This window comes from Streptomyces sp. NRRL S-378 (assembly GCF_000720645.1).
Classification (GTDB): domain Bacteria; phylum Actinomycetota; class Actinomycetes; order Streptomycetales; family Streptomycetaceae; genus Streptomyces.
The window spans coordinates 191827-216277 of the sequence record NZ_JOBX01000005.1 but is presented as its reverse complement, the minus strand read 5'-3'; the positions used below and the strand labels follow the sequence as shown (position 1 = coordinate 216277).

Sequence of the window (24451 nt, the reverse complement as noted above, 5' to 3'; positions counted from 1 at the left end):
GGCCGGTCCCGTGCCGGTCGGGGCGGGGCGGGGGTGTGCAGTGGGCTCGGGGCGGCGTAACCTTGCTGGCGCCATGCCGTACGAAGCACCCACCCACACCGTCGAGCGCTCCCTCCGTGCAACCACCGGCGCCAAGATCATCGCCGGGGTCGACGAAGTCGGACGAGGGGCCTGGGCCGGTCCCGTCACCGTGTGCGCGGCCATCACGGGCCTGCGCCGGCCGCCCGCCGGGCTCACCGACTCCAAACTGCTCACCCCCAAGCGGCGCAACGCCCTGCTCGACGTCCTGGAGGGCTGGGTCACCGCGTACGCGCTCGGGCACTCCACGGCCGAGGAGATCGACGAACTGGGGATGACGGCCGCGCTGAGGCTCGCGGCGGAGCGCGCGCTGGAGGCCCTGCCGGTGCGGCCCGACGCGGTGATACTCGACGGCAAGCACGACTATCTCGGCCCGCCCTGGCGGGTTCGTACGGTGATCAAGGGCGACCAGTCCTGCATCGCCGTCGCCGCGGCTTCGGTCATCGCCAAGGTCCGTCGCGACCGCATGATGGCCGAACTCGGCGAACAGGGCGGCGGAATCGAGGACTTCGCCTTCGCCGCCAACGCCGGCTACCCCTCGCCCGTGCACCGGGCGGCCCTGGAGGAGCGGGGACCCACCCCCTACCACCGGCTGTCATGGTCTTACCTCGACGCGCTGCCCAGGTGGCGCCACCTGAAGAAGGTGCGCCGCAGCGAGGAGTCGATGGAGCTGGAAAACGGAGGCCAACTCGGCTTCGAATTCTGATCGCACCCATGTGCCACCGACCGGTACGTTTCGTACCGGTGTTTGATAGATATCAACTCATGCCTCTCACCCCCGCCATCGAGGAGCCTCAGATTCACGAGAGTGCCCAGGGTCCCCGCGTCACGCCGGCCGCGAGCCGCACCGCGCAGACCCCCCGCCCCGTACCTGGTCCGCGTCCCGCCGCCGTCCCGCGGCCCGGCCGCCCCGGTCCCGCCCGGCCCGCACCCCCCGCACAGCGTGCGGCGCAGGCCACCCCCGGACCCGCACCCGCAGCCCCCACCGCACCGTCCGTCTCCGCGGCGGTGCCGCAGATCCAGCTGATCCCGGCGTCCGCCGAGGGTGCGCTGGACGCGGCCGAAGAGGCCGTGGACCTGCTGCTCGACACCGGGCGCGCGCCCGGCGACATCCTGGTGCTCACCGTCGGCGACCCGCACCCGTGGGCCGCTCACGAGCTGTCCTTCGGCGAGGCCGCGTACTGGGCCCTGCACGACGCCGGGGACGACGTCTTCTACGCGGACGCGGCTCAGGTCGAGCGTGCCGCCGGCCGTCCCGTCGTGGTCTTCGCGGCCAACGGCGGTTCGGTCGACACCGTCGCGGCCTCCCTGCCGGTCGCGCTCACCCGGGCGGGTGCGCTGCTGATCGTGTGCGGCGACCCGAAGCAGATCAACTCCGTGCTGGGTGCGGGCGTCTGACGCCCTGTACCCCGGCACGGGCGAGGGGCGGGGCGGGCGTCGAGCCGGCCCCGCTGAAGCCCGGGCCGCGACCCGGGCCGAGGCGCGAGCCGTGGCCTGAGCCGCCGCCCGTGCGGGCCCCCCTGCAGGTGCCGGAAGCCTGATCCGCCGTACGCCCGGTCCCGGGTGTACGGCCGTGAGGCCTGCCCGCGACCCGGCTCTGCCATCGCGAACGAGCTCCGAGGGCCGCGTGGGGCCGAGAGTCGCTACGGATTCAGCGCGCGGCGGTCCGGCGCAGGGCCTCGACCGAGCCGCCACCGGTGTGCAGGGCGAGCGGGGCGAATTCGGCCACCGTGTCGCCGAGCCGCTGCGGGCGCGAGTCCGAGCTGGGCCGCCGGCCGCCCCGGCCTTCGCCCAGCACATGCCAGCCGTCACGGGTCAGCGTGATGTACGCACCGCAGCGCAGCCCGTGCAGCGTGCAGGCGTCCCGCAGACCCCACATCCACGCCCCGTCCTCCGGGGTCCACCGCTCGTCGCCCTCGCGGCAGTAGAGCAGCACGGCCGTCCGTACCGGGGTCCGTCGCCGCAAGTCGTGCGGAAGGACCCGGCGCAGCCGGGACAGCAGGGCGTTGCGGTACTCCCAGCCGTCGGCCGACGCGGAGCGCTGCACGAAGGAAGCGCTCGCCACGAGCTGTTCCTCCGGGCCGAGGACGGCGATCACCGCGGTCGAGGGCACCGGGCTGTGCCGGGAGTGCAGCCCGCTGACGACCTCGCGCGGATTGCGCAACAGGGGAATGCCCGCCGACGTCCACTCGGACGGTTCCAGCAGTCTGCCGTGCCGACTCGCGCCGGTGGCAGATGCCAGAGACGAAGTCGAAGGCGGCGTGAATCCGAAGGTCACGTTCCTCCCTTCGGGTACACGCCCGCGGACGGGCACGGCTGGAGTCAGGGCGCGCCGCAGCGCGGCCCAGGAGGGTGCCGAGGAGCCGAGCGGGAGCACTCCAATTCTCGCGTGGCTTCCGAGCATGCGGCAACGAGCAATTGATGACGCCGACCGGAATTCGCCGGTATGCCGCTCATATCCTTGCCCCGCCACGCCGAGAACGACGCATCGGGTCACCCCTGGAGCGCCAGCACCAGCGGGAACACCTCCTTTGCGCCTGCACGTCGCAGGAGCCGGGCGGCCACGGCGAGTGTCCAGCCGCTCTCCGCGCGGTCGTCCACGAGGAGCACCGACCCGGGAGTCCGCTCCAGCGCCGCAGCCAGCTCCTGCGGAACGGCCAGGGCGTGGTGGAGACCTCGGACCCGTTGGGCGCTGTTGGAGGACGCCAGCCCGAACTCGGGTACCTGATCGGTGTAGGCGACCGTACCCAGCAGGGGCATCCGCCCCACCTCGGCGATCCGTGCGGCCAGCGAACCGACCAACTGGGGGCGGCTGCGCGACGGCAGCGCGACCACACCCACCGGACGTTCCGGTGCGTCCGGTGCTCCCGAGGCCCAACCGCCGGGGCCCCGGGCCCAGTCGGCGAGCACCGCGACCACGGCCTGCGCGACATCATCCGGAACCTGTTGGTCGGGAGCCTGGGGGGCGAGCATCGGGCGCAGCCGGTTGCCCCAGCCGATGTCGGACAGCCGGCCCAGGGCCCTGCCCGTCGAGGCCTGCTCCCCTGCGGGAATACGCCCCTTGAGGTCCACACCGACCGCGGCGAGACCGGTCGGCCACATCTTGCGCGGCTCCAACTCCACACCGGGGCGGCCGAGCTCGCCGCGCGCGGTGTCCAGCGCGGTGGTGGACACCTCGGCGGTGAACCGCGCCCCCGCGCAGTTGTCGCAGCGGCCGCAGGGTGCGGCCTCCTCGTCGTCGAGCTGTCGGCGCAAGAACTCCATCCGGCAGCCCGTGGCCGCCGCGTAATCGCGCATGGCCTGCTGCTCGGCGGCCCGCTGGCGGGCCACCCAGGCGTAGCGCTCGGCGTCGTACACCCACGGCTCACCCGTCGAGGTCCAGCCACCCTTGACGCGGTGCACGGCGCCGTCGACGTCGAGCACCTTGAGCATGGTCTCCAGCCGCGTGCGGCGCAGGTCGACCAGCGGCTCCAGGGCGGGCAGCGACAGCGGACGCCCCGCCTGGGCCAGGACGTCGAGGGTGCGGCGCACCTGTTCCTCGGGCGGGAAGGCGACCGACGCGAAGTACTGCCAGATCGCCTCGTCCTCCCGGCCGGGCAGCAGCAGGACCTCCGCGTGCTCCACGCCACGGCCCGCACGGCCGACCTGCTGGTAGTAGGCGATCGGCGAGGAGGGCGACCCCAAGTGCACGACGAAGCCCAGGTCGGGCTTGTCGAAGCCCATCCCGAGGGCGGAAGTGGCCACCAGCGCCTTGACCCGGTTCGCCTGCAGGTCGTCCTCGGCCTGCTGGCGGTCGGCGTTCTCCGTCTTGCCGGTGTACGAGGACACGGTGTGCCCGCGGTGGCGCAGGTACGCGGTGACCTCTTCGGCCGCCGCCACCGTCAGCGTGTAGATGATCCCCGATCCGGGCAGCTCGCCGAGGTGGTCCGCGAGCCAGGCCAGCCGGTGCGCCGCGTCGGGCAGCGTCAGGACCGCCAGGCTGAGGCTCTCGCGGTCCAGCGGGCCGCGCAGCACCAGCGCGTCCGTGCCGGCGCCGGTGCCCAGTTGCTCGGCGACGTCGGCGGTCACGCGGGCGTTGGCCGTGGCGGTCGTCGCGAGGACCGGGACGCCCGGCGGGAGGTCCGCCAGCATGGTGCGCAGCCGGCGGTAGTCGGGGCGGAAGTCGTGCCCCCAGTCGGAGATGCAGTGCGCCTCGTCCACCACGAGCAGGCCGGTGGCCGCCGAGAGCTTGGGGAGCACCTGGTCGCGGAAGTCCGGGTTGTTCAGCCGCTCCGGGCTCACCAGCAGGACGTCGACCTCGCCCGCCGCGACCTCGGCCTGGATCCCTTCCCACTCCTCAGGATTGGCGGAGTTGATGGTGCGGGCGCGGATCCCGGCCCGGGCCGCTGCCTCGACCTGATTGCGCATCAGCGCGAGGAGCGGCGAGACGATCACGGTCGGTCCGGCGCCCGCTGCCCGCAGCAGCGACGTCGCGACGAAGTACACGGCGGACTTGCCCCAGCCCGTGCGCTGGACCACGAGCGCCCGCCGCTTGTGCGCGACGAGGGCCTCGATCGCGAGCCACTGGTCCTCGCGCAGCCGGGCGGTGCCCGTGGGGTCCCCCACGAGACGGGCGAGTACGGAGTCGGCCGAGGACCTCAGGTCTGCGTTCATGCCCCCATGCAACCCGATGCCTCCGACATCGCGCCAATGCTGCTCGCACGCTGTGGAAGTTGAAGCGTCAACACTTATCCACAGGGCTTTCGGGATCGGATCACGCACGGGACCTTCGGAGCATGACGAACAACAGCGAATCCCGTCGTCCGTCCGACCGGTCCTTCATCAGTCCGGCCGGAACCACCAGTGAACCTCAGATCACCCTGCGCAGCCCGGCCGAACTGGCCGATGCGTTGCCCTACATGCTCGGCTTCCACCCGTCCGACTCCCTCGTCATGGTCGCCGTGCACGGCGAGGGCGGGCGCTTCGGCGGCCGGCTCCGCGTCGGCATCCCCACTGCTGCCGCCGAGTGGGAGGACACCGCACGACAGGTCGCGGACTGCCTCATCCGGGGCAGCGAACGACGCGGGGGCAAGCCCGACGGCATCGTCGTCTACCTCTGCCAGGAGCCCCGCGGGGAGGAGGACGGCCAGAGGGTGATGACCCGGCTGCGGCCGTTCGCCCAACGGATCAGGCTGGCCTGCGGCGCCCTGGACGTGCCGGTGCTGGAAGCGCTGTGCCTGTCAGCGGGCCGCTTCTGGTCCTACGTCTGCCCCGACGAACGGTGCTGCCCCGCCGAGGGCAGCCCCCTCGCCCCGGTCGGCACCTCGGTGATGGCCGCCGCCGCCACCTTCGCCGGGCTCCGGATCCGCGGCTCCCTCGAAGAGATCGAGGGCAGGCTGGCACCCCTGCGCGGGGCCCTGGCCGAGGAGACGGAGCGGGCACTGGACCGGGCCGCCGCCGCCCTGATGCCGAGGATCCTCCACGGGGCCACCCGGGAGGAGGTCGGAGCCGAGACCATCACGCTGGCACAGGACCTGATGCGGCGCATGACCCTGGCGCCACCCGTGGAGGGCGGCGCCCGGGGCGACGACTGGGACGACGCGCTGCTCGGCCACGACGAGGCCGCCACACTGATCCTCGGCCTCCAGGACCGCGAGGTCCGGGACATCGCAGCCGAGTGGATGGAGGGGGAGGAGGCGGCCCCCGCCCTGCGCCTGTGGCGGGCCCTGGCCCGCCGCTGCGTCGGCGCCTACGGCGAGCACGCCGCGGCCCCCCTCACCCTGGCCGGCTGGGTCTCCTGGTCCACCGGAGACGAACCGACCGCCCGGATCGCCCTCGGCCTGGCCCTGCGGGCCGATGCCGAATACCGCTTCGCCCAACTGCTCCACCACGCCTGCAACGAGGGGATCGACCCCGAAGGACTGCGGCAGTGCCTGAGGGAGGAGCGCCGCCGCCGGGAGCCCCGGCGCAGCCGCTCCGCCGCCGTCACCAGGCCGCCCGGCCGACGGGGCCGGACGGCACCCCGCCGAGGCTCCCGCCGCACTGCCGGGAGCGGGCAGTGAGCGCGCGCCGGCCGCCGTACGGCCGGCCCGCACGGCCGCTCCTCAGCGCTCTGAGCCCGGCCTCGCGGAGCGGGCTCCGGCCGCATGGCACCCGTCCGGAGCCGCGGCCCGTGACCCGGGCGGGGCCGGGGGCGTTCAGCTGGGGGGAGGTGCCGCCCCGGCCGCGCCGCCGCCCAGCTGAACCCACCGGAGCGCAGACAAGGCGACACATGTCTCACCCCGCACCTCCCCGCCCAGCCGGCGTGCCCGCGGCCCGCAGACCCGAGCTGCCGCCCGTGCACGGCGCCGTCATCTGCGTCGCCGCGCCCTGTCTGGTCATCTCCCCGGAGCACGGCCAGCTGACCGGGCAGGGGATCGACGGGTTCTACCGCTCCGGCCGCCGGCTCCTCTCCCGCTGCGTGCTGCGCGTCGGAGGCCGGGAACCGGTCGCCCTCCAGGGGCGCAGCCTCGGCGCGGACCGCGCCGCCTTCAGCGCGACCGTGCGCACCGGCGCCGAGCCCGGCCCCGACCCGGACATCGGTGTGGAACGGATCCGCCACGCCGACGGCACCGAACGGATCACCCTGCGCAGCTTCACGGCCCGGCCGGTACGCCTCCCCGTGGAGGTGCTGCTCGGCACCGACCTGGCGGAGCTGGCCGCGGTGGCCGCCGGCCGGGCCGGGCCGGAGCTGCCCGCCGGAGTACACGCCGCCGGCCTGCGCTGGAGCACGGGCGGAGCACAGGCCGTCACCACGGCGGAGCCCGCGCCCGACGACGCCGTGGCCTCGGCCGGACTGCTGCGCTGGCAACTCGAACTGGGCCCGGGCGAAACCCGCACCATCGAGCTGCGGACCGTGCAGGACCGGGTCGTGCGGGCCCCCGTCGGCCACGTCGCCAACCCGCTGGCCGACGCCCGGGCCGAAGGGGACGACCCGAGGACCGAGGCGTGGTTCCGGGCGAGCGTCGAGGACCTGGGCGCGCTGCTCTCGCGGGACCCCGAGCAGCCCGGCGACGTCTTCGCGGTGGCCGGGGTGCCCTGGCGGCTCGGTCTGGCGCCGGCGGAGTCGCTCTGGGCCGCCCGCATGGCGCTGCCACTGGGGACCGGGCTCGCCGCCGCCACCCTGCGCATCCTCGCCCGGACGCAGGCTGCGGGACACGGCGCCGACGCCGGCAGGATCCCTGGCCCCCTGCGCGGAGCGGGCCCCCAGCTGCCGCCGGCCTGCACCGGCACCGAGGCGACCCTCGCCTTTCCGGCGGTGCTGGCCGAAGCCCGCCTCTGGGGCATGGCCGAGGAGGAGGTCGCCCGGCTGCTGCCGGCGGCCGAACGGTGCCTCGACTGGCTGCGCGGCGCCTTCGGCGAGGACGGCTTCCTGGCCGATCCCCACCCCGGCCCCCGGCGCTGTGAGACCCAGGCCCACGCCCACCGGGCCGCCGTACTGGGCGCGGACCTCCTCGCCGGATGCGGTCGACCCGGTGCCGAGGAGTGGCGGGAGCGGGCGGCCGCGCTGCGCGAGCGGTTCCGGGAAAGGTTCTGGATCGACGGCCCGGACGGCGGCCGTCCGGCTGCGGCCCTGCACCCCGACGGGCGGCCGCTGCCGCGACTGACCGGAGCCGCCTCCCACCTGCTCGACACCGGCCTCGCCGGCGGCGGCCGGCTCGCCCCCGGGCTCCTCGACCGGACCCGGGCCGAGCAGCTGGCCCGGCTGTTCGGTGCCCCCGCCATGGACTGCGGCTGGGGGCTGCGGAGCATGGCCCTCAAGGAGCCCGGACACAACCCCTTCGGCCACCGCTCGGGTGCGGTAAGGGCCTACGAGAGCGCCGTCGCCGTGTCCGGCCTGGCCGCGGCGGGCTTCGAGAAGGAGGCGGCAGGCCTGCTCAGAGGTCTCCTGGACGCGGCGGAAGCCTTCGGATACCGGCTGCCGGAGATGTTCGCCGCCGAGCAGCGCACCGCCGGCAGCGTTCCCGTTCCCCACCCGGCGGCCTGCCGCCCCGCCGCCGTGGCCGCGGCCGCGGGGATCCACGCGCTGACCGCCCTCGCCGGAATCCGCCCCGACGCCCCTGCGGGCACCGTCGCCCTCGTACCGCTCCCCGGTGCCCCCCTCGGCGCGATCCGGCTCGCGGGTCTGCGGGTGGCGGGGGAGCCCTTCGCCGTCCGGGTCAGCCGACTCGGCCTCGGCATGGTGGAGGAGGCCGCGGATGCGCTCCAACTGGGTGGCTAGTGCTGTGACCGGAAAGGTTCCGGGTCGCGACGCCCGGCACGGCACCTCGCCGCGTTGTCGGACCGCGCACGTCCGTCCGGTACGAGCCGCGGCCCTCCGCCTTGCGATGCACCGCACCGGACGCCGCGACCCGGCCAACCTTTCCGGCCACAGCACTAGATGGGTGCCGGGGCCGGGCTTCCTGCGAGTTGTGATGTTCCGACCGGGGCTCGCGGCCCGCGCACATCGCGGGCCGGGCCCGCCCGGCACACCTGCCGGCCCGTGGGCCATTGTCTTCAAGGTCACCAAAGCGCTGTTTATCGTCAGGCAGACGACTATGATCGCTTCATGTCGCCCTACGACCCGTCGGCCTATCCGCCCTTTGCAGTCACCGTCGACCTGGTCGTGCTCACCGTGCGGCGCCACGCGCTCTGCGCGTTGGTCGTCCGGCGGGGTGAGCAGCCGTTCCAGGGGCGCTGGGCGCTGCCCGGCGGATTCGTCCGCGACGAGGAGGACCTCGCGGCCGCGGCCGCCAGGGAGCTCTCCGAGGAAACCGGCCTGTGCGCGCACGACCCCGCCATGCCGGGCGCGGGCAACGGGGCGCACCTCGAACAGCTGGCCACCTATGGCGACCCGAAGCGGGATCCGCGCATGCGGGTCGTCAGCGTGGCGCATCTGGTGCTGGCTCCGGACCTCCCCGCGCCCCGGGCCGGCGGCGACGCCAACAGCGCGCGCTGGGCCCCCGTCGACGAACTGCTGGCCCTCGGCGGCGAAGGCTCCGCAGGGCTCGCCTTCGACCACGCGCAGATCCTCGCCGACGGTGTGGAGCGGGCCCGCTCGAAGATCGAGTACTCCTCCCTGGCCACGGCGTTCTGCCCGCCCGAGTTCACCGTCGGGGAACTGCGCAGGGTGTACGAGGCCGTGTGGGGGGTGGCCCTGGATCCGCGCAACTTCCACCGCAAGGTCACCGGTACCCCCGGCTTCCTGGTGCCGGCCGGCGGAACGACGACCCGTCAGGGCGGGCGCCCGGCGCAGCTGTTCCGAGCCGGCGGGGCTACCCTGCTCAATCCGCCGATGCTGCGCCCGGAGGTCTGACGCCGCGGCGCACGCACCACGGGTCCCGCACCGGCCGACGGCCGCACCCGGCCCCCGGCCGCCCCCGGCCCCCGGCCGAGGACGGGCCCCCGGTGGAGGGCACGCCCCTGTCTGGAGGCGAGCCTGACGGAACGATCGGCATTCCATCGGACCGGTTGCGCCGAAAATCGGACATATCGCGTTATCTTGCTTGGGGTACTCACTCTGCCGCTGAGCGGTCTCACCCCCCGCGAGAGAAGCGATGCTCCAGGCCATCGGACTCACCAGCAAACCACGTTCCGACGCCCCGCCCCTGGTGGACGACCTCACCTTCGAGGCCCGCCCGGGGCAGGTGACCGCCCTGCTCGGCGAGCCGGGATCGGGCAAGACGACCGCCCTGCGGCTCATGCTCGAACTCGAACCGGGCCGCGGGGTCACCTACTTCCGCGGCCGCCCGCTGCACCGGATCCCGCACCCCGGCCGTGAGGTCGGAGTGGTGCTCGGAGACGTACCGGGTAATCCGGCGCGGTCCGTCCGCAACCAGCTGCGGATGCTCTGCGCCGCCGCCGGGGTGCCCGCCTCCCGGGCCGACACCATGCTCGAGGTCGTCGGCATCGCGGGCCTGCGCGACGAGCGCCTCGGCTCGCTGTCGCTCGGCATGGAACGCAGGGTCGCCCTCGCCGCGGCGCTGCTCGGCGATCCCTGCACCCTGCTCCTCGACGAGCCCACCACAGGCCTCTCCCCCCGGGAACGCGGCTGGCTGCACGGGCTGCTGCGCGGCCACGCCTCCCACGGGGGAGCCGTGCTCTTCACCACCGCCGACGCCAAGGAGGCGGCCCGGAGCGCCGACCGCGTCGTCAGCATCGAGGGCGGCCGCCTCGTGGCCGACCAGGAAGCCGTGGAGTTCGCGCGCACCCGGCTGAGGCCCAGGGTCGCCGTGCGGACCCCGCACGCCGCCCGGCTGGCCGACGTACTGGGCAGGGAAGCCCGCGCGGCCCAGCGCGCGGTGGAGATCGTCGAGGAGAGTGGCAGTCGCCTGTCGGTGTACGGCAGCAACTGCGCCGAGGTGGGGGAGGCCGCGTTCCGCCACGGCGTACTGGTCCACCAGCTCGCCGACGAAACGGGCGACGCCGGCGCGCCGACGCCCCCGGTCCCGCACGCCAGGGCCGCGGCCGCCCCCGGGGCCGGCACCGCGCCGGAGCGTGCCGAGGCTTCCGAGGACTCCGGTGGCCGTGCCCGGCGAGCCCGCTCCCAGGGACCGGTCTCGGCCGTGCGGCGCGTGGGCGGGCCGCTGCGGCCCCTGCGCTACGAGCTGCTCCGCGTGTTCGGCACCGCCACCCCCGCCCTCACCGCCGCCCTCGTGCTCGTGGTCTCCGTCCTCACCGCCCTGGTGCTGGCCCGGGCCGGGCAGACCCCGCAGGCCAGGCTGCTCGCTGCCTGGCCCGGGCTGCTGCCGCTGCCCCCCGCAGCCCTCGGCGCGGGTCTGCTCGGCGCGCTGGCCTTCGGCGAGGAATACCGCTACCCCGCCCTCGCCGCCGACCGGGGCACCGTGCCGCGGCGGCTCGGGCTGCTCACCGCGAAGCTCGGTGTCTGCGCCGCCCTCGCCCTGTTGCTGGGCGCCGCCGTGGTCGCGGCCGATGCCGCCGCCCTGGCACTCGTCTTCGACAGCGGCCCCCTGCGGGCCCCGGCGGAGTGGCTCTCGCCGGCGGCGAGTTGGACCGGCCTGCTGATCGGCTGCGCCTGGGCCGGCGTGCTGGCCTCCGGCGTCTTCCGGTCCGCCACCGCGGGACTGGCGGCGGTGCTCGCCGTACCCGTGGGTGTGGTTCCGCTGGTGCGCGAGGCACTGGAGGGGTCGTCCGCGTACCCCGTGACCGGCCTGGCGTCCCGGCTGCGGGGCCTGTCCTGGGTGCAGTGGCCGCCGGAGGCGGACCGGCTGCTGGTGGGGGCCCTCCGGGTGATGACCCAGCCTGTTGCGACCGCCCTGCTGTTGTCGCTGATGGTCCTGTTGTGCGCCTATGGGTTCACCGGACTGCGCAGCAGGGTCCGTTGGTGATCGTTCCGGTGCCGGAGCGGTCACGGACGGGACCGTTGTCGTCCATGTCGCGTCAAGCGGACCGCAACTCCCCGCAATAGGTCCGGTTCTTTACGATAAGTCGTCAATTGCGTAGGTGGCGCCGATCACCCTTTCGTGTGCTTTTCACCAAAGACCTCAAGGGTCATGGAGGCACGACCGACAAAGGATTCGTGAGTACCCTTGCGCACACCATGATGACCGCCGCCCGCCATGCCGACTCCGGCCTCGCCGGCGCGGGCGAACTCGACCGCTACCCCTACGCGGAGGCCCCCGGGTCCGACCGCGTCGGACCACCCCACTGGGACGGCGCCGACGTCGAGTTGAGCCGGGTGGGCCGCCGCGCGGCAGGCAGCCGCGGCCGTGGGCTGCACGGCCAACTCGTCCAGCAGCTCGGCCAGATGATCGTCTCCGGCGACCTCGGTGCCGACCGCCCGCTGGTCCCCGAGGAGATCGGCCAGCGCTTCGAGGTCTCCCGCACGGTCGTCCGCGAATCGCTGCGGGTCCTGGAGGCCAAGGGCCTCGTCAGCGCCCGCCCCAACGTGGGCACCCGGGTCCGCCCGGTCGCCGACTGGAACCTGCTCGACCCCGACATCATCGAGTGGCGCGCCTTCGGGCCCCAGCGCGACGACCAGCGCCGCGAGCTCGGCGAGCTCCGCTGGACGATCGAACCGCTCGCCGCCCGCCTCGCCGCCGGCCACGGCCGCCCGGACGTCCAGCAGCGCCTGGCCGACATGGTCGAGATCATGGGACACGCCCTCGGCCAGGGGGACTCGATCACCTTCGCGCGCGCCGACAACGAGTTCCACGCACTCCTCATCCAGGTCGCCGGCAACCGCATGCTGGAACACCTCTCCGGCATCGTCTCGGCCGCCCTGCAGGTCTCCGGCAGCCCGATGACCTCCTGCGACCGCCCGAGCGAGACCTGCGTCGCCCACCACGCACGAATGGTCGAGGCCCTCGCCGCGGGAGACGCGACGGGCGCGGAGAACGCGATGCGCCAGCTTCTGACGGTTCATCCGGAGGTCGAGCGCGTGGTTCCCGCCCCGCGCGAGCACTGACGGGCGGGCGCGCGGGGGTGTACGACATGTCGCCGGGCCCGGCCGGGCCCGGCGACACCGGCGTGCGGACCTCCTCCGGATCTCCCTCTGGAGCCGCCACGGCCCCTCCGCGACCGCGGGGGCGCGACCGTATGACCGGCGCCCGCGGATACGGGGTGTGACTCGGGCCACGAAGATTGGGCGTAACGCTCCGCGAGGTCGCGCGATGACTTAAGAGGTGATGGCCGACGGAGGGAAGACAGCAGCCCTTGGGGGTGCTGTGCAGCTCCCCGGCCCCTGCCCGCGCCGCCGGCCCATCCCCGGTCGGTGGTCGTCGGCTCCGGTCCAGCACCACCAGGCCCGGGGTCGGAAGCCGTTCCCATCGTTCCGAGAGGTTGTTCGTGTCGGCCAGCACATCCCGTACGCTCCCGCCGGAGATCGCCGATTCCGAGTCTGTGATGGCGCTCATCGAGCGGGGCAAGGCCGAGGGGCAGATCGCCGGCGATGACGTGCGTCGGGCCTTCGAGGCTGACCAGATTCCTGCGACCCAGTGGAAGAATGTTCTGCGCAGCCTCAACCAGATCCTCGAGGAAGAGGGTGTGACGCTGATGGTCAGTGCCGCGGAGTCGCCCAAGCGCACCACCCGCAAGAGTGTCGCAGCGAAGAGCCCGGCCAAGCGGACGGCCACCGAGCCCGTCAGGAAGACGGCGGCCAGGACGACGGCGGCGCAGCCCGCTGCCCCCGCGGTCCCGGCGGCCGGGGCGGTGGACCCCCAGACGCCGGAAGACCTCGTCGAGGAGGCCGCGGCGGAGCCCGTCGCCAAGAAGGCGGCGGCGAAGAAGACGGCCGCTAAGAAGGCCGCGCCCGCCAAGAAGGCCGCCGCGAAGAAGACGGCTGCGAAGAAGACCGCGGCCAAGAAGGACGCCGACGAGGCCGGCGAGGACGAGAACCCGGACGAGGGGCCCGACGCGGTCAAGGCCGAGGGCGACGAAGAGGACGAGGGCGGGGAGAACAAGGGCTTCGTCATCTCGGACGACGAGGACGACGCCCCGGCCCAGCAGGTCGTGGTGGCCGGTGCCACCGCCGACCCGGTCAAGGACTACCTCAAGCAGATCGGCAAGGTCCCCCTCCTCAACGCCGAGCAGGAGGTCGAGCTCGCCAAGCGGATCGAGGCGGGCCTGTTCGCCGAGGACAAGCTGGCGAACTCCGACAAGCTGGCCCCCAAGCTCAAGCGCGAGCTGGAGATCATCGCCGAGGACGGCCGCCGCGCGAAGAACCACCTGCTGGAGGCCAACCTCCGCCTCGTGGTCTCCCTCGCCAAGCGCTACACCGGCCGCGGCATGCTCTTCCTGGACCTGATCCAGGAGGGCAACCTGGGCCTCATCCGCGCGGTCGAGAAGTTCGACTACACCAAGGGCTACAAGTTCTCCACCTACGCGACGTGGTGGATCCGCCAGGCGATCACGCGCGCCATGGCTGACCAGGCCCGCACCATCCGCATCCCCGTCCACATGGTCGAGGTCATCAACAAGCTCGCCCGCGTGCAGCGCCAGATGCTCCAGGACCTGGGCCGCGAGCCCACCCCGGAGGAGCTGGCCAAGGAACTCGACATGACCCCCGAGAAGGTCATCGAGGTCCAGAAGTACGGCCGCGAGCCGATCTCGCTGCACACGCCCCTCGGCGAGGACGGCGACAGCGAGTTCGGTGACCTCATCGAGGACTCCGAGGCCGTCGTCCCGGCCGACGCCGTGAGCTTCACGCTCCTGCAGGAGCAGCTCCACTCGGTGCTCGACACCCTGAGCGAGCGCGAGGCCGGCGTGGTCTCGATGCGCTTCGGCCTCACGGACGGCCAGCCCAAGACCCTCGACGAGATCGGCAAGGTCTACGGGGTCACGCGAGAGCGGATCCGTCAGATCGAATCGAAGACGATGTCGAAGCTACGGCACCCGTCCCGCTCCCAGGTGCTGCGCGACTACCTGGACTGAGCAGGCCTGCGGGCCTCGGCTGCGGAAGGCGCCGGGGCCCGGCGCCGACAGCCGCAGCGGTGGTCGCGCGGGTGCGCTCGGCCACCGGGCATCCCACTCTGGGTGGAGTCATGCACACTCGGAGTCAGGAGGCCTCATGCGTCGTCCCTTTGCCCGTGTCCTGGCGGGCGCGCTGACCCTGGCGGCGGGAGCGGCCGCGGCGCCGCTCGCCCAGATGCCCCGGGCGGCCGCGGACAGCGTGGTGATCGGCGGGAAGCCGGTGAAGGCGGCCGACAGCCCCTGGGTGGTGGCCCTGGCCAGCCGTGACCGGTTCGGGGGTACGCGGGACGGGCAGTTCTGCGGGGGCGTCGTCGTCGCCCCGACCAAGGTCGTCACCGCGGCGCACTGCCTGGGACAGCAGGTGCTCGGCGGCCCGGTCGAATCAGTGTCCGATTTCCGGGTGATCGCCGGCCGTACGGAGCTCCGGGGGGCCGACGGCCGGGAGATCGCGGTGCGGGGTGCGCGGGTGAACCCCGACTACGACCCGCAGAGCAACGCCGGGGACCTCGCCGTGCTGGAGCTGGCGGAGGCCGTACCGGCGCACCACGTGCTCCCCATGGCGGAGGCGGGCCACCCCGCGTACGAGGCGGGTACCGCCGCGGACGTGTACGGCTGGGGCGACACCAGTGGTTTCGGTGACTATGCGTACGCCCTGCGCGCGGCGCGCGTGACCGTGCTGGCGGACGAGGTCTGCGGGCGCGCCTACCCCGGCGACGCGGACGGACAGTACCGGGCCGAATCCATGGTGTGCGCGGGGGACGGCGGGGGCGGCAGGGACGCCTGCCAGGGCGACAGCGGCGGACCGCTGGTGGCGCAGGGGCGGCTCATCGGGCTGGTCTCGTGGGGCCGGGGCTGCGGCCGCGCCGACAGCCCGGGCGTGTACACGCGCATCGCTCCGCTGGCCGGCTTCGTGACGGCCCCGGAGAGGGCCGGGCGGCCGCGCAGGGCCCAGGAAGCCGCCTGGGCGCACGGGGGGACCTCCGGGGCCCGGGCAGGGTCCGTACAGGGGCATCGTGCGGATTAGGAGGCACCGGCGGCGGACGTGAGGACGGGCGGCATCCCTGGGTCTCAGGGGTGCCGCCCGTCGACCGGCCTGGCCGGTCCTGGCTCGTCGGATGCGAGGTTCGGCCTGTGTGTCAGCGGTCCTCGGGTTCGGCATGGGCAGCCGGAGCGGACGTGAGCCGCTCGGTCTCATCCTGTATTTCCGCGGCGATCTTCTTGAGTTCCGGCTCGAACTTGCGCCCGTGGTGGGCGCAGAAGAGCAGTTCACCGCCGCTCAGCAGGACGACGCGCAGATATGCCTGGGCGCCGCAACGGTCGCATCGGTCAGCGGCCGTCAGCGGGGTCGCGGGTGTCAGAACAGTAGTCACGTCGCCTCTTCTCTAGCTCGACGAGCTGTCGTACCAGGGTCAACATCCAACCAGGCCGAAAACGTTCCCGCTCGCGGCTTTTCCTCGAAACTTCCTTCCGAAGCTGGCCGGCTGTTGCCGGTTGGCGGCGAAGGAGCCGTATTGCGTTGCTTTACGGTTTCGCGTTGTCAGTCGTGCGCTTGTTGCAGTTCCATCCTCCCCGGCGTGAGTGCCAGGTTGTTCATGAGGACGTGCCCGAACCCTAAATGGTTCATGCGCGGAAGGGAACGTGATGTTTCCTTCACCCGCCCGGAGGATCGAACATCCGTGCGGATCTGGACTAGGCTGAGGAAAGCGCGAGGGTGGCGTTGCATCGGCTCTACCTGGCCTCGGTACCCTTCGACGGGTACCCGAGCCACCCCTGCGCCCGACCGGGCCAGAAAAGAAATTCAGCGAGGAGCGAACTGCGTGACCGCCGACACGTCCGTGCCTTCCAGCGCGCTGCTGTCCGGAGCAGACCGGGACGGTTCCAACTACACCGCGCGGCACCTGCTCGTCCTCGAAGGGCTTGAGGCCGTCCGCAAGCGCCCCGGCATGTATATCGGCTCGACCGACAGCCGGGGCCTCATGCACTGCCTGTGGGAGATCATCGACAATTCCGTCGACGAGGCCCTGGGCGGGTACTGCGACCACATCGAAGTGATCCTCCACGAGGACTCCTCGGTCGAGGTCAGGGACAACGGCCGCGGCATCCCCGTGGACGTCGAGCCCAAGACCGGCCTGTCCGGCGTCGAGGTCGTCATGACCAAGCTGCATGCCGGCGGAAAGTTCGGCGGCGGCTCCTACGCGGCCTCCGGCGGCCTGCACGGCGTCGGCGCCTCGGTCGTCAACGCCCTCTCCGCCCGCCTGGACGTCGAGGTCGACCGGGGCAGCTCCACCCACGCCATCAGCTTCCGCCGCGGTGTCCCCGGCATGTTCACCGAGCAGGGCCCCGACAGCCCCTTCGACCCGGCGAACGGCCTGCGCAAGGTCAAGCGCATCGCCAAGGGCAAGACCGGCACCCGGGTCCGCTACTGGGCCGACCGCCAGATCTTCCTCAAGGACGCCCGCCTCAGCCTGGAGACGCTCTACCAGCGCGCCCGCCAGACCGCCTTCCTCGTCCCCGGCCTGACCCTGGTCGTCCGCGACGAGCGGGCCATCGACGGGGCCGGCAAGACCGAGGAGACCTTCCGCTTCGACGGCGGCATCAGCGAGTTCTGCGAGTACCTCGCCCAGGACAAGGCCGCCTGCGACGTGCTGCGGCTGACGGGATCGGGCACGTTCAAGGAGACCGTCCCGGTCCTCGACGACCGCGGCCACATGACCCCCACCGAGGTCACCCGCGAGCTCGGCGTGGACATCGCGCTGCGCTGGGGCACGGGCTACGAGACCAACGTCAAGTCCTTCGTGAACATCATCGCCACCCCCAAGGGCGGCACCCACGTCACCGGCTTCGAACGCTCCGTGACCAAGACCGTCAACGAGGTGCTGCGCTCGGCCAAGCTGCTGCGCGTCGCCGAGGACGACGTGGTCAAGGACGACGCGATGGAGGGCATGACGGCCGTCGTCACCGTCCGCCTCGCCGAGCCGCAGTTCGAGGGCCAGACGAAGGAGGTGCTCGGCACCTCCGCCGCCACCCGGGTCGTCGCCGCCGTGGTCGCCAAGGAGCTCAAGGCCTTCCTGACCTCGACGAAGCGCGACGACAAGCAGCAGGCCCGCGCCGTGATGGAGAAGATCGTCGCGGCCGCCCGGACCCGCATCGCGGCCCGCCAGCACAAGGAGGCGCAGCGCCGCAAGACCGCGCTGGAGACCTCTTCGCTCCCGGCCAAGCTGGCCGACTGCCGCAGCGACGACGTGGACCGCAGCGAGCTCTTCATCGTCGAGGGCGACTCCGCGCTCGGCACCGCGAAGCTCGCCCGGAACTCCGAATTCCAGGCGCTCCTGCCGATCCGCGGCAAGATCCTCAACGTCCAGAAGTCCTCCGTCTCGGACATGCTCAAGAACGCCGAGTGCGGCGCGATCATCCAGGTCATAGGGGCCGGCTCGGGCCGGACCTTCGACATCGACGCGGCCCGCTACGGCAAGATCGTGCTGCTCGTCGACGCCGACGTGGACGGCGCGCACATTCGCTGCCTGCTGCTCACGCTGTTCCAGCGGTACATGAGGCCGATGGTCGAGGCAGGCCGGGTCTTCGCGGCCGTGCCCCCGCTGCACCGGATCGAGCTGGTCCAGCCGAAGAAGGGCCAGGACAAGTACGTCTACACGTACTCGGACAACGAACTGCGCCAGACCCTTCTGGAGTACCAGCGCAAGAACATCCGGTACAAGGACTCGATCCAGCGCTACAAGGGTCTCGGCGAGATGGACGCGGACCAGCTGGCGGAGACCACCATGGACCCCCGCTTCCGTACGCTGCGCCGGATCAACATCGGCGACCTGGACTCGGCCGAGCAGGTCTTCGACCTGCTCATGGGCAATGAGGTGGCGCCGCGCAAGGAGTTCATCACGAGCTCCGCGGCGACGCTGGACCGCTCGCGCATCGACGCCTGAGCCGAAGGGCACCGGTGGACGGCGGCGCCCCGGACGGCGGACGTCACGGCATGCCGGTGCCCTTCGCTCATCACCTGTTGGAGTGAAGAGCGCCGGTACACCAGTCCGGAAACCGTCCATTCCGCACATCCTTGTGGGCACGCGGCCAATGCGGCAGCGGACAAGGAGAGTTCGGTGGACAAGCACGACGGTGGCGATGCCGGAACGATCCGGCTGGACGACCCCTGGTACGACGCGCTGGCCGTCGGCTGGGGCGAGGGCGAGGAGCCGTCCCCGCCGCGTCCGGCCGCTGCCGGCCCTCCCGCGCCCGGCGCATCCGACATCTACCTGGAAGTGCAGCGCAGCGCCGCCTTCCAGGAGGTCCGCAGTCGCTACCGCCGGTTCGTCGTCCCCGCGACCGCCGGATTCCTCCTCTGGTACGTCGCCTACGTCGTCGCCGCGACCGCCGCGTCCGGCCTGATGGCCCGGCCCGTCCTGGGGGCGGTCAACGTGGCCATGCTGGCGGGGCTCGGCCAGTTCCTCAGCACCTTCCTGCTCACCTGGGCCTACGCCCGGCACGCCCGGCTGCGCCGGGACCGGGCGGCACTGGACCTGCGCTGGACGGTCTTCGAGCAGGAGCGCGGTCAGGACCGCAACCGGGCGAGGAGGGCGGGCCGGTGACCTCCGAGCACCAGACCCTGGCGCTGATGCTGTTCAGCCTGTTCATCGCGGTGACCCTGGGCATCACCACCTGGGTCAGCCGCAACCGGCACGGCTCGGCCGAGGAGTTCTACGCCGGCGGGAGGCTCTTCTCGCCGATGGAGAACGGTTTCGCCATCGCGGGCGACTACATGTCCGCCGCCTCGTTCCTCGGCATCTCCGGTCTGATCGCCCTCTTCGGCTACGACGGCCTGCTCTACTCGGTGGGATTCCTCGTCGCCTGGCTGGTGGTGCTGTTCCTCGTCGCCGAACTGGTCCGCAACTGCGGGCGCTTCACCCTCGCCGACGTGGTCGCCGCCCGGATGAGCGAGCGCCCGGTGCGGATCGCCGCCGGTACCTCCTCGGTCGTCGTCTCCGTGCTCTACCTGGTCGCGCAGATGGTCGGAGCGGGCAGCCTGGTCGGGCTGCTGCTGGGCAACTCGAGCGCCGCGGCCCGGACCCTCACCGTGATCGGGGTGGGCGCCCTGATGGTGGTCTACGTGTCCTTCGGCGGCATGCGGGCCACCACCTGGATCCAGATCGTGAAGGCCGTGCTGCTGATGGGCGGTGCGATCACCCTGACCGTGCTCGTGCTGCTGCGCTTCCACGGCGACTTCGACCGGCTGCTCACCACCGCCGCCGAACGCAGCGGGTACGGGCTCGACTTCCTGAGTCCCGGCCTCAAGTACGGCGGGGACTGGACCGCCCGCTTCGACTTCATCAGCCTCGGTCTCGCGCTGGTCCTGGGGACCGCCGGACTGCCGCACATCCTGTCGCGCTTCTACACCGTGCCCACGGCCCGGGCGGCCCGCCGCTCGGTGGTGTGGGCGATCGCGCTGATCGGCGGCTTCTACCTGATGACCATCGTGCTCGGCTTCGGGGCGGCGGCCCTGGTCGGACCGGACGCGGTACGGGCCTCCAACGCATCGGGGAACACGGCCGTCCCACTGCTCGCGGCCCACCTCGGCGGCGGCGCCGAAACCACCGGTGGCGCCGTGCTGTTCGCCTTCGTCGCCGCCATCGCCTTCGCCACCATCCTGGCCGTGGTGGCCGGCATCACCCTCGCCTCGTCCGCCTCCGTCGCACACGACCTGTACGCCTCCCTCAAGCGCAGGCACGCCAGGCAGCGCAGCGAGGTGTCGGTCGCCCGGGCCGCGGCCGTCGGGATCGGGGCGGTGGCCATCGCCCTCGGGCTCCTCGCCCAGGACCTGAACGTGGCGTTCCTGGTGGGGCTGGCCTTCGCGGTGGCCGCCTCGGCCAACCTGCCGGTGCTGCTGTACTCCCTCTTCTGGCGCGGTTTCACCACGCGGGGAGCCGTCTGGTCGGTGTACGGGGGCCTGGTCCCGGCGGTACTGCTGGTACTGGTCTCGCCGGTGGTGTCGGGCAGCCCGGAGTCGCTGTTCCCGGGGGCGGACTTCCAGCTCTTCCCGCTGCAGAACCCGGGGATCGTCTCGATCCCGCTGGGCTTCCTGGCGGGCTGGCTGGGCACCGTCACCTCGGGCGAGGAGCCGGACGAGGCGAAGCACGCGGAGACGGAGGTCCGCTCGCTGACCGGCGCCGGAGCCGTGTGAGCGCAGGCACCCGCGCGGAGGGGGCCCGCCCGGTGCGGCCCGGCCGGCGGGCCCCGCCGGAGGCGTCAGGCCGGGCCCTCCGACGGGAGCCAGGTGTAGCGGTGCTCCGGGCGGCCGGTCTCCCCGTAGCGCAGGGCCAGCGAGACGCGGCCGGAGCGTTCGAGGAGCTTCAGGTAGCGCTGGGCGGTCTGGCGGCTGATGCCCGCCCGGTCGGCGATCTGCTGGGTGGACAGGGGGCCGTCGGCGGATCGCAGGACCTGCCGGACCAGCTCCGCCGTGGTGGGGGAGTGGCCCTTGGGGAGCTCGTTCACGGAGCTCGCGCCGGCGAGGGCGCCGAAGATCCGGTCCACCTCGGCCTGTTCGGCCTCACCGCCCGTTTCCAGGGCGCGGCGCAGCGAACCGTACGCCTCCAGCCGGGTGCGCAGCCCGGCGAAGGTGAACGGTTTGACCAGGTACTGGAGGGCTCCGAGGCGCATGGCTGCCTGCACGGTGGCGAGGTCGCGGGCGGCGGTGACCATGATCACATCGGTCCCGTCGCCGCGCTGGCGCAGGCGGCGGACCAGGTCCAGGCCGTTCTCGTCGGGGAGGTAGTGGTCCAGGAGGACCAGGTCCACCGGGTGGGCGGAGAGGAAATCCAGGGCCTCGGCGGCCGAATGTGCCTGCGCGATCACGTGGAAACCGGGAACCTTCGCCACGTACGCCGCGTTGATCCGGGCAACACGCACGTCGTCGTCGACGACCAATACGTGGATCGGGGTCTCGTTCATCGCAGGGCCTCCGGGAGTACGACGGAGAATTCCGCCCCTCCGTCCGCTGCTTCACCGGCCCGGGCGCTGCCGCCCTGCCGCTCCGCGAGGCGGCGTACGAGGGCGAGGCCCAGCCCGCGCTGGCGGTGGGCCCTGGGCTGCTTGGTCGACCAGCCCTCGGTGAAGATCTCCTCGCGGCGCCCGGCGGGGACTCCGGGGCCGCTGTCGCGCACCCGCAGGACGGCGGCCCGGCCCTCCGCGCGCAGTTCCACCTCGACCCAGGGCGCCGCTCCGCCGGCGGCGGCGTCCAGGGCGTTGTCCACCAGGTTGCCGACGATCGTGACGAGCCCGCCCGGGTCGACCAGGCGGTCGGGAAGGAGGCTGGCGGCCGCCAGCCGCAGGGGGATGCCGCGCTCGGCCGCGACGGTCGCCTTGCCCACGAGGAGGGCGGCGAGCAGCGGGTCGTGGACCTTCTCGGTCACCTGCTCCGCGGTCGTGCGGTGCACGCCGACGACTTCGGTGAGGAACTCCACCGCCTCCTCGTGCAGGCCCAGCTCCAGCAGGCCGAGGAGGGTGTGGAGGCGGTTGGCGTGTTCGTGGTCCTGGGCGCGCAGGGCGTCGATCAGGCCCCGGGTGGAGTCGAGTTCGCGGCTCAGGTGCTCCAGCTCGGTGCGGTCGCGCAGGGTGGCGACGGCGCCCCCGTCCGCGGTGGGCATGCGGTTGGCGACCAGGACCCGGGGGCCCTGGACGGTGAGCAGGTCCCGGCCCGTCACGCGGCCGGAGAGCACGTCGGCGGTGCGGCCGGCGGTGAGGAGGTCGTCCAGCGGGCGTCCGGCGAAGGTGCCGGTGGAGTCGGGGGCGAGGCCCAGCAGGCGGGCGGCCTCGTCGTTGACCAGCCGGACGCGGCCGTCCGGGGCGAGGGCGATCACGCCTTCGCGGATGGAGTGCAGCATGGCCTCGCGTTCGGCGAGCAGGCCGGCTATGTCGGAGAAAGCCAGGTCACGGGTCTGGCGCTGGATCCTGCGGGAGAGGAGGTAGGCGGCGAGGGCGCCCGCGGCCAGGGCGCCGCCGGCGTACGCGAGCAGGCCCGGGACGGCCCCGAGCAGGCGGTCGCGGACGCTGTCGTAGGCGATGCCGACCGAGACAGCACCGACGATCTCGCCGTCGGCGGCGACGAGCGGGACCTTGCCGCGTGCGGAGCGCCCCAGGGTGCCGTCGTCGATCTCCATGACCTCGCGGCCGGCCAGGGCGTCGCTGGGGTCGGTGGAGACGGGCAGCCCGATCCGCCCGGGGCTGGGGTGCGAACGGCGGATGCCGTCCAGGTCGAGGACGACCACGTACTCGGCGCCGGTCGCCCGGCGGATCCGCTCGGCGGAGGCCTGCACCGGGCTGTCCGCCGACGCCCCGGAGTCCAGGAGGCCGGCGGCGATCGAGGGGTCGGCGGCGGCGCTCTGCGCGATGGCCAGGGCGCGCCGCATGGCCTGGTCGTCGAGCTGGGCGCCGAGCGGTGCGAGGAACAGTCCCGTGGCCAGGACGACGACGCCGGCGGCGATGGCCAGCTGGGTCAGGAGGATCTGCGAGACCGCCCGTCTGGGCAGCCCGAGGCGCCGAGCGCTCATGTGGGGGAACCGCATGGGCAGCAACGGTAGGTCGGCCCCGGCGCAAGCGGAACGTTTGCGCCCCGCTTGTCGGATACGCCACTCACGTCCCGCGCGGTCCGGGCGCCGTCGGTGGGGCGGCGGACGTCGTTCAGGGCATCGGCCGGGGCGGGCGGGGCCCGTGGTACTGGCCGCTCGGCCGCATGCGCAGGGGGCGTTCCTGGTATTCCTCCAGCGCGTGGGCGATCCAGCCCGCCGTGCGGGCCACCGCGAAGACCGTCTCCCCGGCCTCGGCGGCCATGCCGCACGACACCGTCAGGACCGCCAGTGCCAGGTCCACGTTGGCGTGCAGCCCGCCCTGACGGGCCATCACCGAGGCGACCTCGCGGGCCGCGGCCAGGGCGGGACCGGCCTGGTCCAGCCCTTCCAGGCGGGCGAACAGCGCCCCTGCCCGGGGGTCCTCGCCCTGGTAGAGGCGGTGGCCCAGGCCCGGGACCCGGCGCCCGGCCCGCAGGTATTCGGCGATCACCGGCGCGGCTCCGCCCTGTTCGAGGACTTCCACCAGCATCCGGTGCGCGAGCCGCCCGGCGGCACCGTGCAGCGGCCCTTCGAGCGCGCCGAGCCCGGCCGACACCGCCGCGTACGGATGCGCGCGCGCCGACGCCGCCACCCGGACGGCCAGCGTGGAGGCGGCCAGGTCGTGGTCGACCAGCAGCGCCAGCGCCAGGTCCAGCACGGCGAGCGCGTCCGGGTCCGGCTCCCGCGGGGTCAGCCGGGACCACAGCTGCCGGGCGATCCGGCCGTCACCGGCCCACCCGGTGCCCACCGCGGGCAGTGCGCCGACCAGCGTCGGGATCAGGCAGCGGGCGGAGCCGAGGACGGCCTCCTCCGACAGGTCGAAGCGCAGCGGATCCGCCACCGCGGCGGCGGCGACCGCCACCCGCAGCCGGTCGACCGGGCCGCTGTGGGCCGGCAGGGCGTCCACCGCCCTCCGGGCCGCCTCCAGTGCCTCCGGGGGAGCGGTGAACCGGGTTCCGGGGGTGAGCGTTCCCGTCCAGAGCCACTCGGCGACCTCTTCGTAGCGGTACCGCGAGGCCAGGGCCACGGCATCGACGCCCCGGAAGTAGAACCGGTCGGGCTCGATGAGGGTGAGCGCCGTGCGGACGGAGAGCTCGCCGACGGCGGGAGCCGCCGCCTCCCGCCGGCTGCGCCGGGCCAGCGCCTCCACCTCGGCGGCGTCGAAGCTGCTGCCCCGCCCGGCCGGATCGCGTCGGCTGGCGAGCTGGCCCCGGCTGACATAGGCGTACACCGTCGCCGGCTTCACGCCGAGCACCCGGGCCGCTTCCTGCGTGCTGAGCCTGCGGCCGCCGCCCGTCTGGTCACTCATGCCGAACACCCTACAGATGGACGCTGAC

18 protein-coding genes are annotated in these 24451 nt (G+C 73.2%); 12 read left to right on the top strand and 6 right to left on the bottom strand.

Annotated elements, in window-relative coordinates; genetic code table 11:
* Positions 1-73: 73 nt before the first annotated feature.
* A complete protein-coding gene (locus IH80_RS0105730; RefSeq protein ID WP_030958214.1) occupies positions 74-784 on the top strand; it encodes a ribonuclease HII in 711 nt (236 codons plus the stop codon).
* Positions 785-843: 59 nt separating this feature from the next.
* Entirely contained in the window at positions 844-1476 is a 633-nt protein-coding gene (locus IH80_RS0105725; RefSeq protein WP_030958212.1) for a hypothetical protein, read from the top strand.
* A 253-nt stretch (positions 1477-1729) separates the two neighbouring features.
* Here IH80_RS0105725 and IH80_RS0105720 read toward each other — a convergent pair whose 3' ends face one another.
* Positions 1730-2356, bottom strand: a complete 627-nt coding sequence (locus IH80_RS0105720) for a hypothetical protein (RefSeq protein WP_030958210.1) — start codon at positions 2354-2356, stop codon at positions 1730-1732.
* Between the two features lie 215 nt (positions 2357-2571).
* Positions 2572-4731, bottom strand: coding sequence for a RecQ family ATP-dependent DNA helicase (locus tag IH80_RS0105715; protein WP_030958207.1), 2160 nt, complete (start codon positions 4729-4731; stop codon positions 2572-2574).
* A gap of 122 nt (positions 4732-4853) precedes the next feature.
* Here IH80_RS0105715 and IH80_RS0105710 point away from each other — a divergent pair, with 122 nt between their 5' ends.
* The 7 genes from IH80_RS0105710 to IH80_RS0105680 all read left to right on the top strand — a co-directional run bounded on the left by IH80_RS0105710 (position 4854) and on the right by IH80_RS0105680 (position 15529).
* A complete protein-coding gene (locus IH80_RS0105710) occupies positions 4854-6119 on the top strand; it encodes a DUF4192 domain-containing protein (RefSeq protein ID WP_063757249.1) in 1266 nt (421 codons plus the stop codon).
* A 209-nt stretch (positions 6120-6328) separates the two neighbouring features.
* Positions 6329-8317 (top strand): glycogen debranching N-terminal domain-containing protein, encoded by a 1989-nt coding sequence (locus IH80_RS0105705; protein WP_051808839.1) that lies wholly within the window; start codon positions 6329-6331, stop codon positions 8315-8317.
* Between the two features lie 327 nt (positions 8318-8644).
* The gene (locus IH80_RS0105700) at positions 8645-9391 is read left to right on the top strand and encodes an NUDIX hydrolase (RefSeq protein ID WP_030958204.1); all 747 of its coding nucleotides are present in this window, start codon (positions 8645-8647) and stop codon (positions 9389-9391) included.
* Between the two features lie 241 nt (positions 9392-9632).
* A complete protein-coding gene (locus IH80_RS0105695; protein ID WP_030958202.1) occupies positions 9633-11423 on the top strand; it encodes an ATP-binding cassette domain-containing protein in 1791 nt (596 codons plus the stop codon).
* Between the two features lie 137 nt (positions 11424-11560).
* A complete protein-coding gene (locus IH80_RS0105690) occupies positions 11561-12502 on the top strand; it encodes a FadR/GntR family transcriptional regulator (RefSeq protein WP_308296282.1) in 942 nt (313 codons plus the stop codon).
* A 380-nt stretch (positions 12503-12882) separates the two neighbouring features.
* Positions 12883-14466 carry an RNA polymerase sigma factor gene (locus IH80_RS0105685; RefSeq protein WP_030958198.1) on the top strand — a complete coding sequence of 528 codons (1584 nt, stop codon included), beginning with the start codon at positions 12883-12885 and terminating at the stop codon, positions 14464-14466.
* A 136-nt stretch (positions 14467-14602) separates the two neighbouring features.
* Positions 14603-15529 carry a S1 family peptidase gene (locus tag IH80_RS0105680; protein WP_051808835.1) on the top strand — a complete coding sequence of 309 codons (927 nt, stop codon included), beginning with the start codon at positions 14603-14605 and terminating at the stop codon, positions 15527-15529.
* A 112-nt stretch (positions 15530-15641) separates the two neighbouring features.
* On the opposite strand, the gene IH80_RS0105675 is transcribed toward IH80_RS0105680, so the two are convergent.
* Positions 15642-15875: a DUF7455 domain-containing protein gene (locus IH80_RS0105675; RefSeq protein ID WP_030028922.1), complete on the bottom strand. Its 234-nt coding sequence runs from the start codon at positions 15873-15875 to the stop codon at positions 15642-15644.
* A 447-nt stretch (positions 15876-16322) separates the two neighbouring features.
* On the opposite strand from IH80_RS0105675, the gene IH80_RS0105670 reads away from it, so the two are divergent.
* From IH80_RS0105670 to IH80_RS0105660, 3 genes are all read left to right on the top strand, one after another.
* Positions 16323-18443, top strand: coding sequence for a DNA gyrase/topoisomerase IV subunit B (locus IH80_RS0105670; RefSeq protein WP_030958196.1), 2121 nt, complete (start codon positions 16323-16325; stop codon positions 18441-18443).
* Positions 18444-18617: 174 nt separating this feature from the next.
* Positions 18618-19103 (top strand): DUF485 domain-containing protein, encoded by a 486-nt coding sequence (locus IH80_RS0105665; protein ID WP_051808833.1) that lies wholly within the window; start codon positions 18618-18620, stop codon positions 19101-19103.
* Positions 19100-20692, top strand: a complete 1593-nt coding sequence (locus IH80_RS0105660) for a cation acetate symporter (RefSeq protein WP_030958193.1) — start codon at positions 19100-19102, stop codon at positions 20690-20692. The genes IH80_RS0105665 and IH80_RS0105660 overlap by 4 nt, the downstream gene beginning before the upstream one ends.
* A 65-nt stretch (positions 20693-20757) precedes the next feature.
* Here IH80_RS0105660 and IH80_RS0105655 read toward each other — a convergent pair whose 3' ends face one another.
* The 3 genes from IH80_RS0105655 to IH80_RS0105645 form a co-directional block, all read right to left on the bottom strand.
* Entirely contained in the window at positions 20758-21459 is a 702-nt protein-coding gene (locus IH80_RS0105655) for a DUF7342 family protein (protein ID WP_030958191.1), read from the bottom strand.
* Positions 21456-23057 carry a sensor histidine kinase gene (locus tag IH80_RS0105650; RefSeq protein WP_234432137.1) on the bottom strand — a complete coding sequence of 534 codons (1602 nt, stop codon included), beginning with the start codon at positions 23055-23057 and terminating at the stop codon, positions 21456-21458. Before IH80_RS0105650 ends, IH80_RS0105655 begins: the two co-directional genes overlap by 4 nt.
* Positions 23058-23187: 130 nt before the next feature.
* Complete coding sequence (locus IH80_RS0105645) at positions 23188-24423, bottom strand: citrate synthase (RefSeq protein ID WP_030958187.1); 1236 nt, start codon at positions 24421-24423, stop codon at positions 23188-23190.
* Positions 24424-24451 lie beyond the last annotated feature (28 nt).

What these genes read in the sequence shown, in the direction of transcription:
- IH80_RS0105695 (WP_030958202.1), top strand. Translation starts at nt 9,633, where the DNA reads ATGCTCCAGGCCATCGGACTCACCAGCAAACCACGTTCCGACGCCCCG.
- IH80_RS0105710 (WP_063757249.1), top strand. Translation starts at nt 4,854, where the DNA reads ATGACGAACAACAGCGAATCCCGTCGTCCGTCCGACCGGTCCTTCATC.
- IH80_RS0105645 (WP_030958187.1), bottom strand. Translation starts at nt 24,423, where the DNA reads ATGAGTGACCAGACGGGCGGCGGCCGCAGGCTCAGCACGCAGGAAGCG.
- IH80_RS0105715 (WP_030958207.1), bottom strand. Translation starts at nt 4,731, where the DNA reads ATGAACGCAGACCTGAGGTCCTCGGCCGACTCCGTACTCGCCCGTCTC.
- IH80_RS0105730 (WP_030958214.1), top strand. Translation starts at nt 74, where the DNA reads ATGCCGTACGAAGCACCCACCCACACCGTCGAGCGCTCCCTCCGTGCA.
- IH80_RS0105655 (WP_030958191.1), bottom strand. Translation starts at nt 21,459, where the DNA reads ATGAACGAGACCCCGATCCACGTATTGGTCGTCGACGACGACGTGCGT.
- IH80_RS0105700 (WP_030958204.1), top strand. Translation starts at nt 8,645, where the DNA reads ATGTCGCCCTACGACCCGTCGGCCTATCCGCCCTTTGCAGTCACCGTC.
- IH80_RS0105680 (WP_051808835.1), top strand. Translation starts at nt 14,603, where the DNA reads ATGCGTCGTCCCTTTGCCCGTGTCCTGGCGGGCGCGCTGACCCTGGCG.
- IH80_RS0105705 (WP_051808839.1), top strand. Translation starts at nt 6,329, where the DNA reads ATGTCTCACCCCGCACCTCCCCGCCCAGCCGGCGTGCCCGCGGCCCGC.
- IH80_RS0105650 (WP_234432137.1), bottom strand. Translation starts at nt 23,057, where the DNA reads ATGAGCGCTCGGCGCCTCGGGCTGCCCAGACGGGCGGTCTCGCAGATC.
- IH80_RS0105725 (WP_030958212.1), top strand. Translation starts at nt 844, where the DNA reads ATGCCTCTCACCCCCGCCATCGAGGAGCCTCAGATTCACGAGAGTGCC.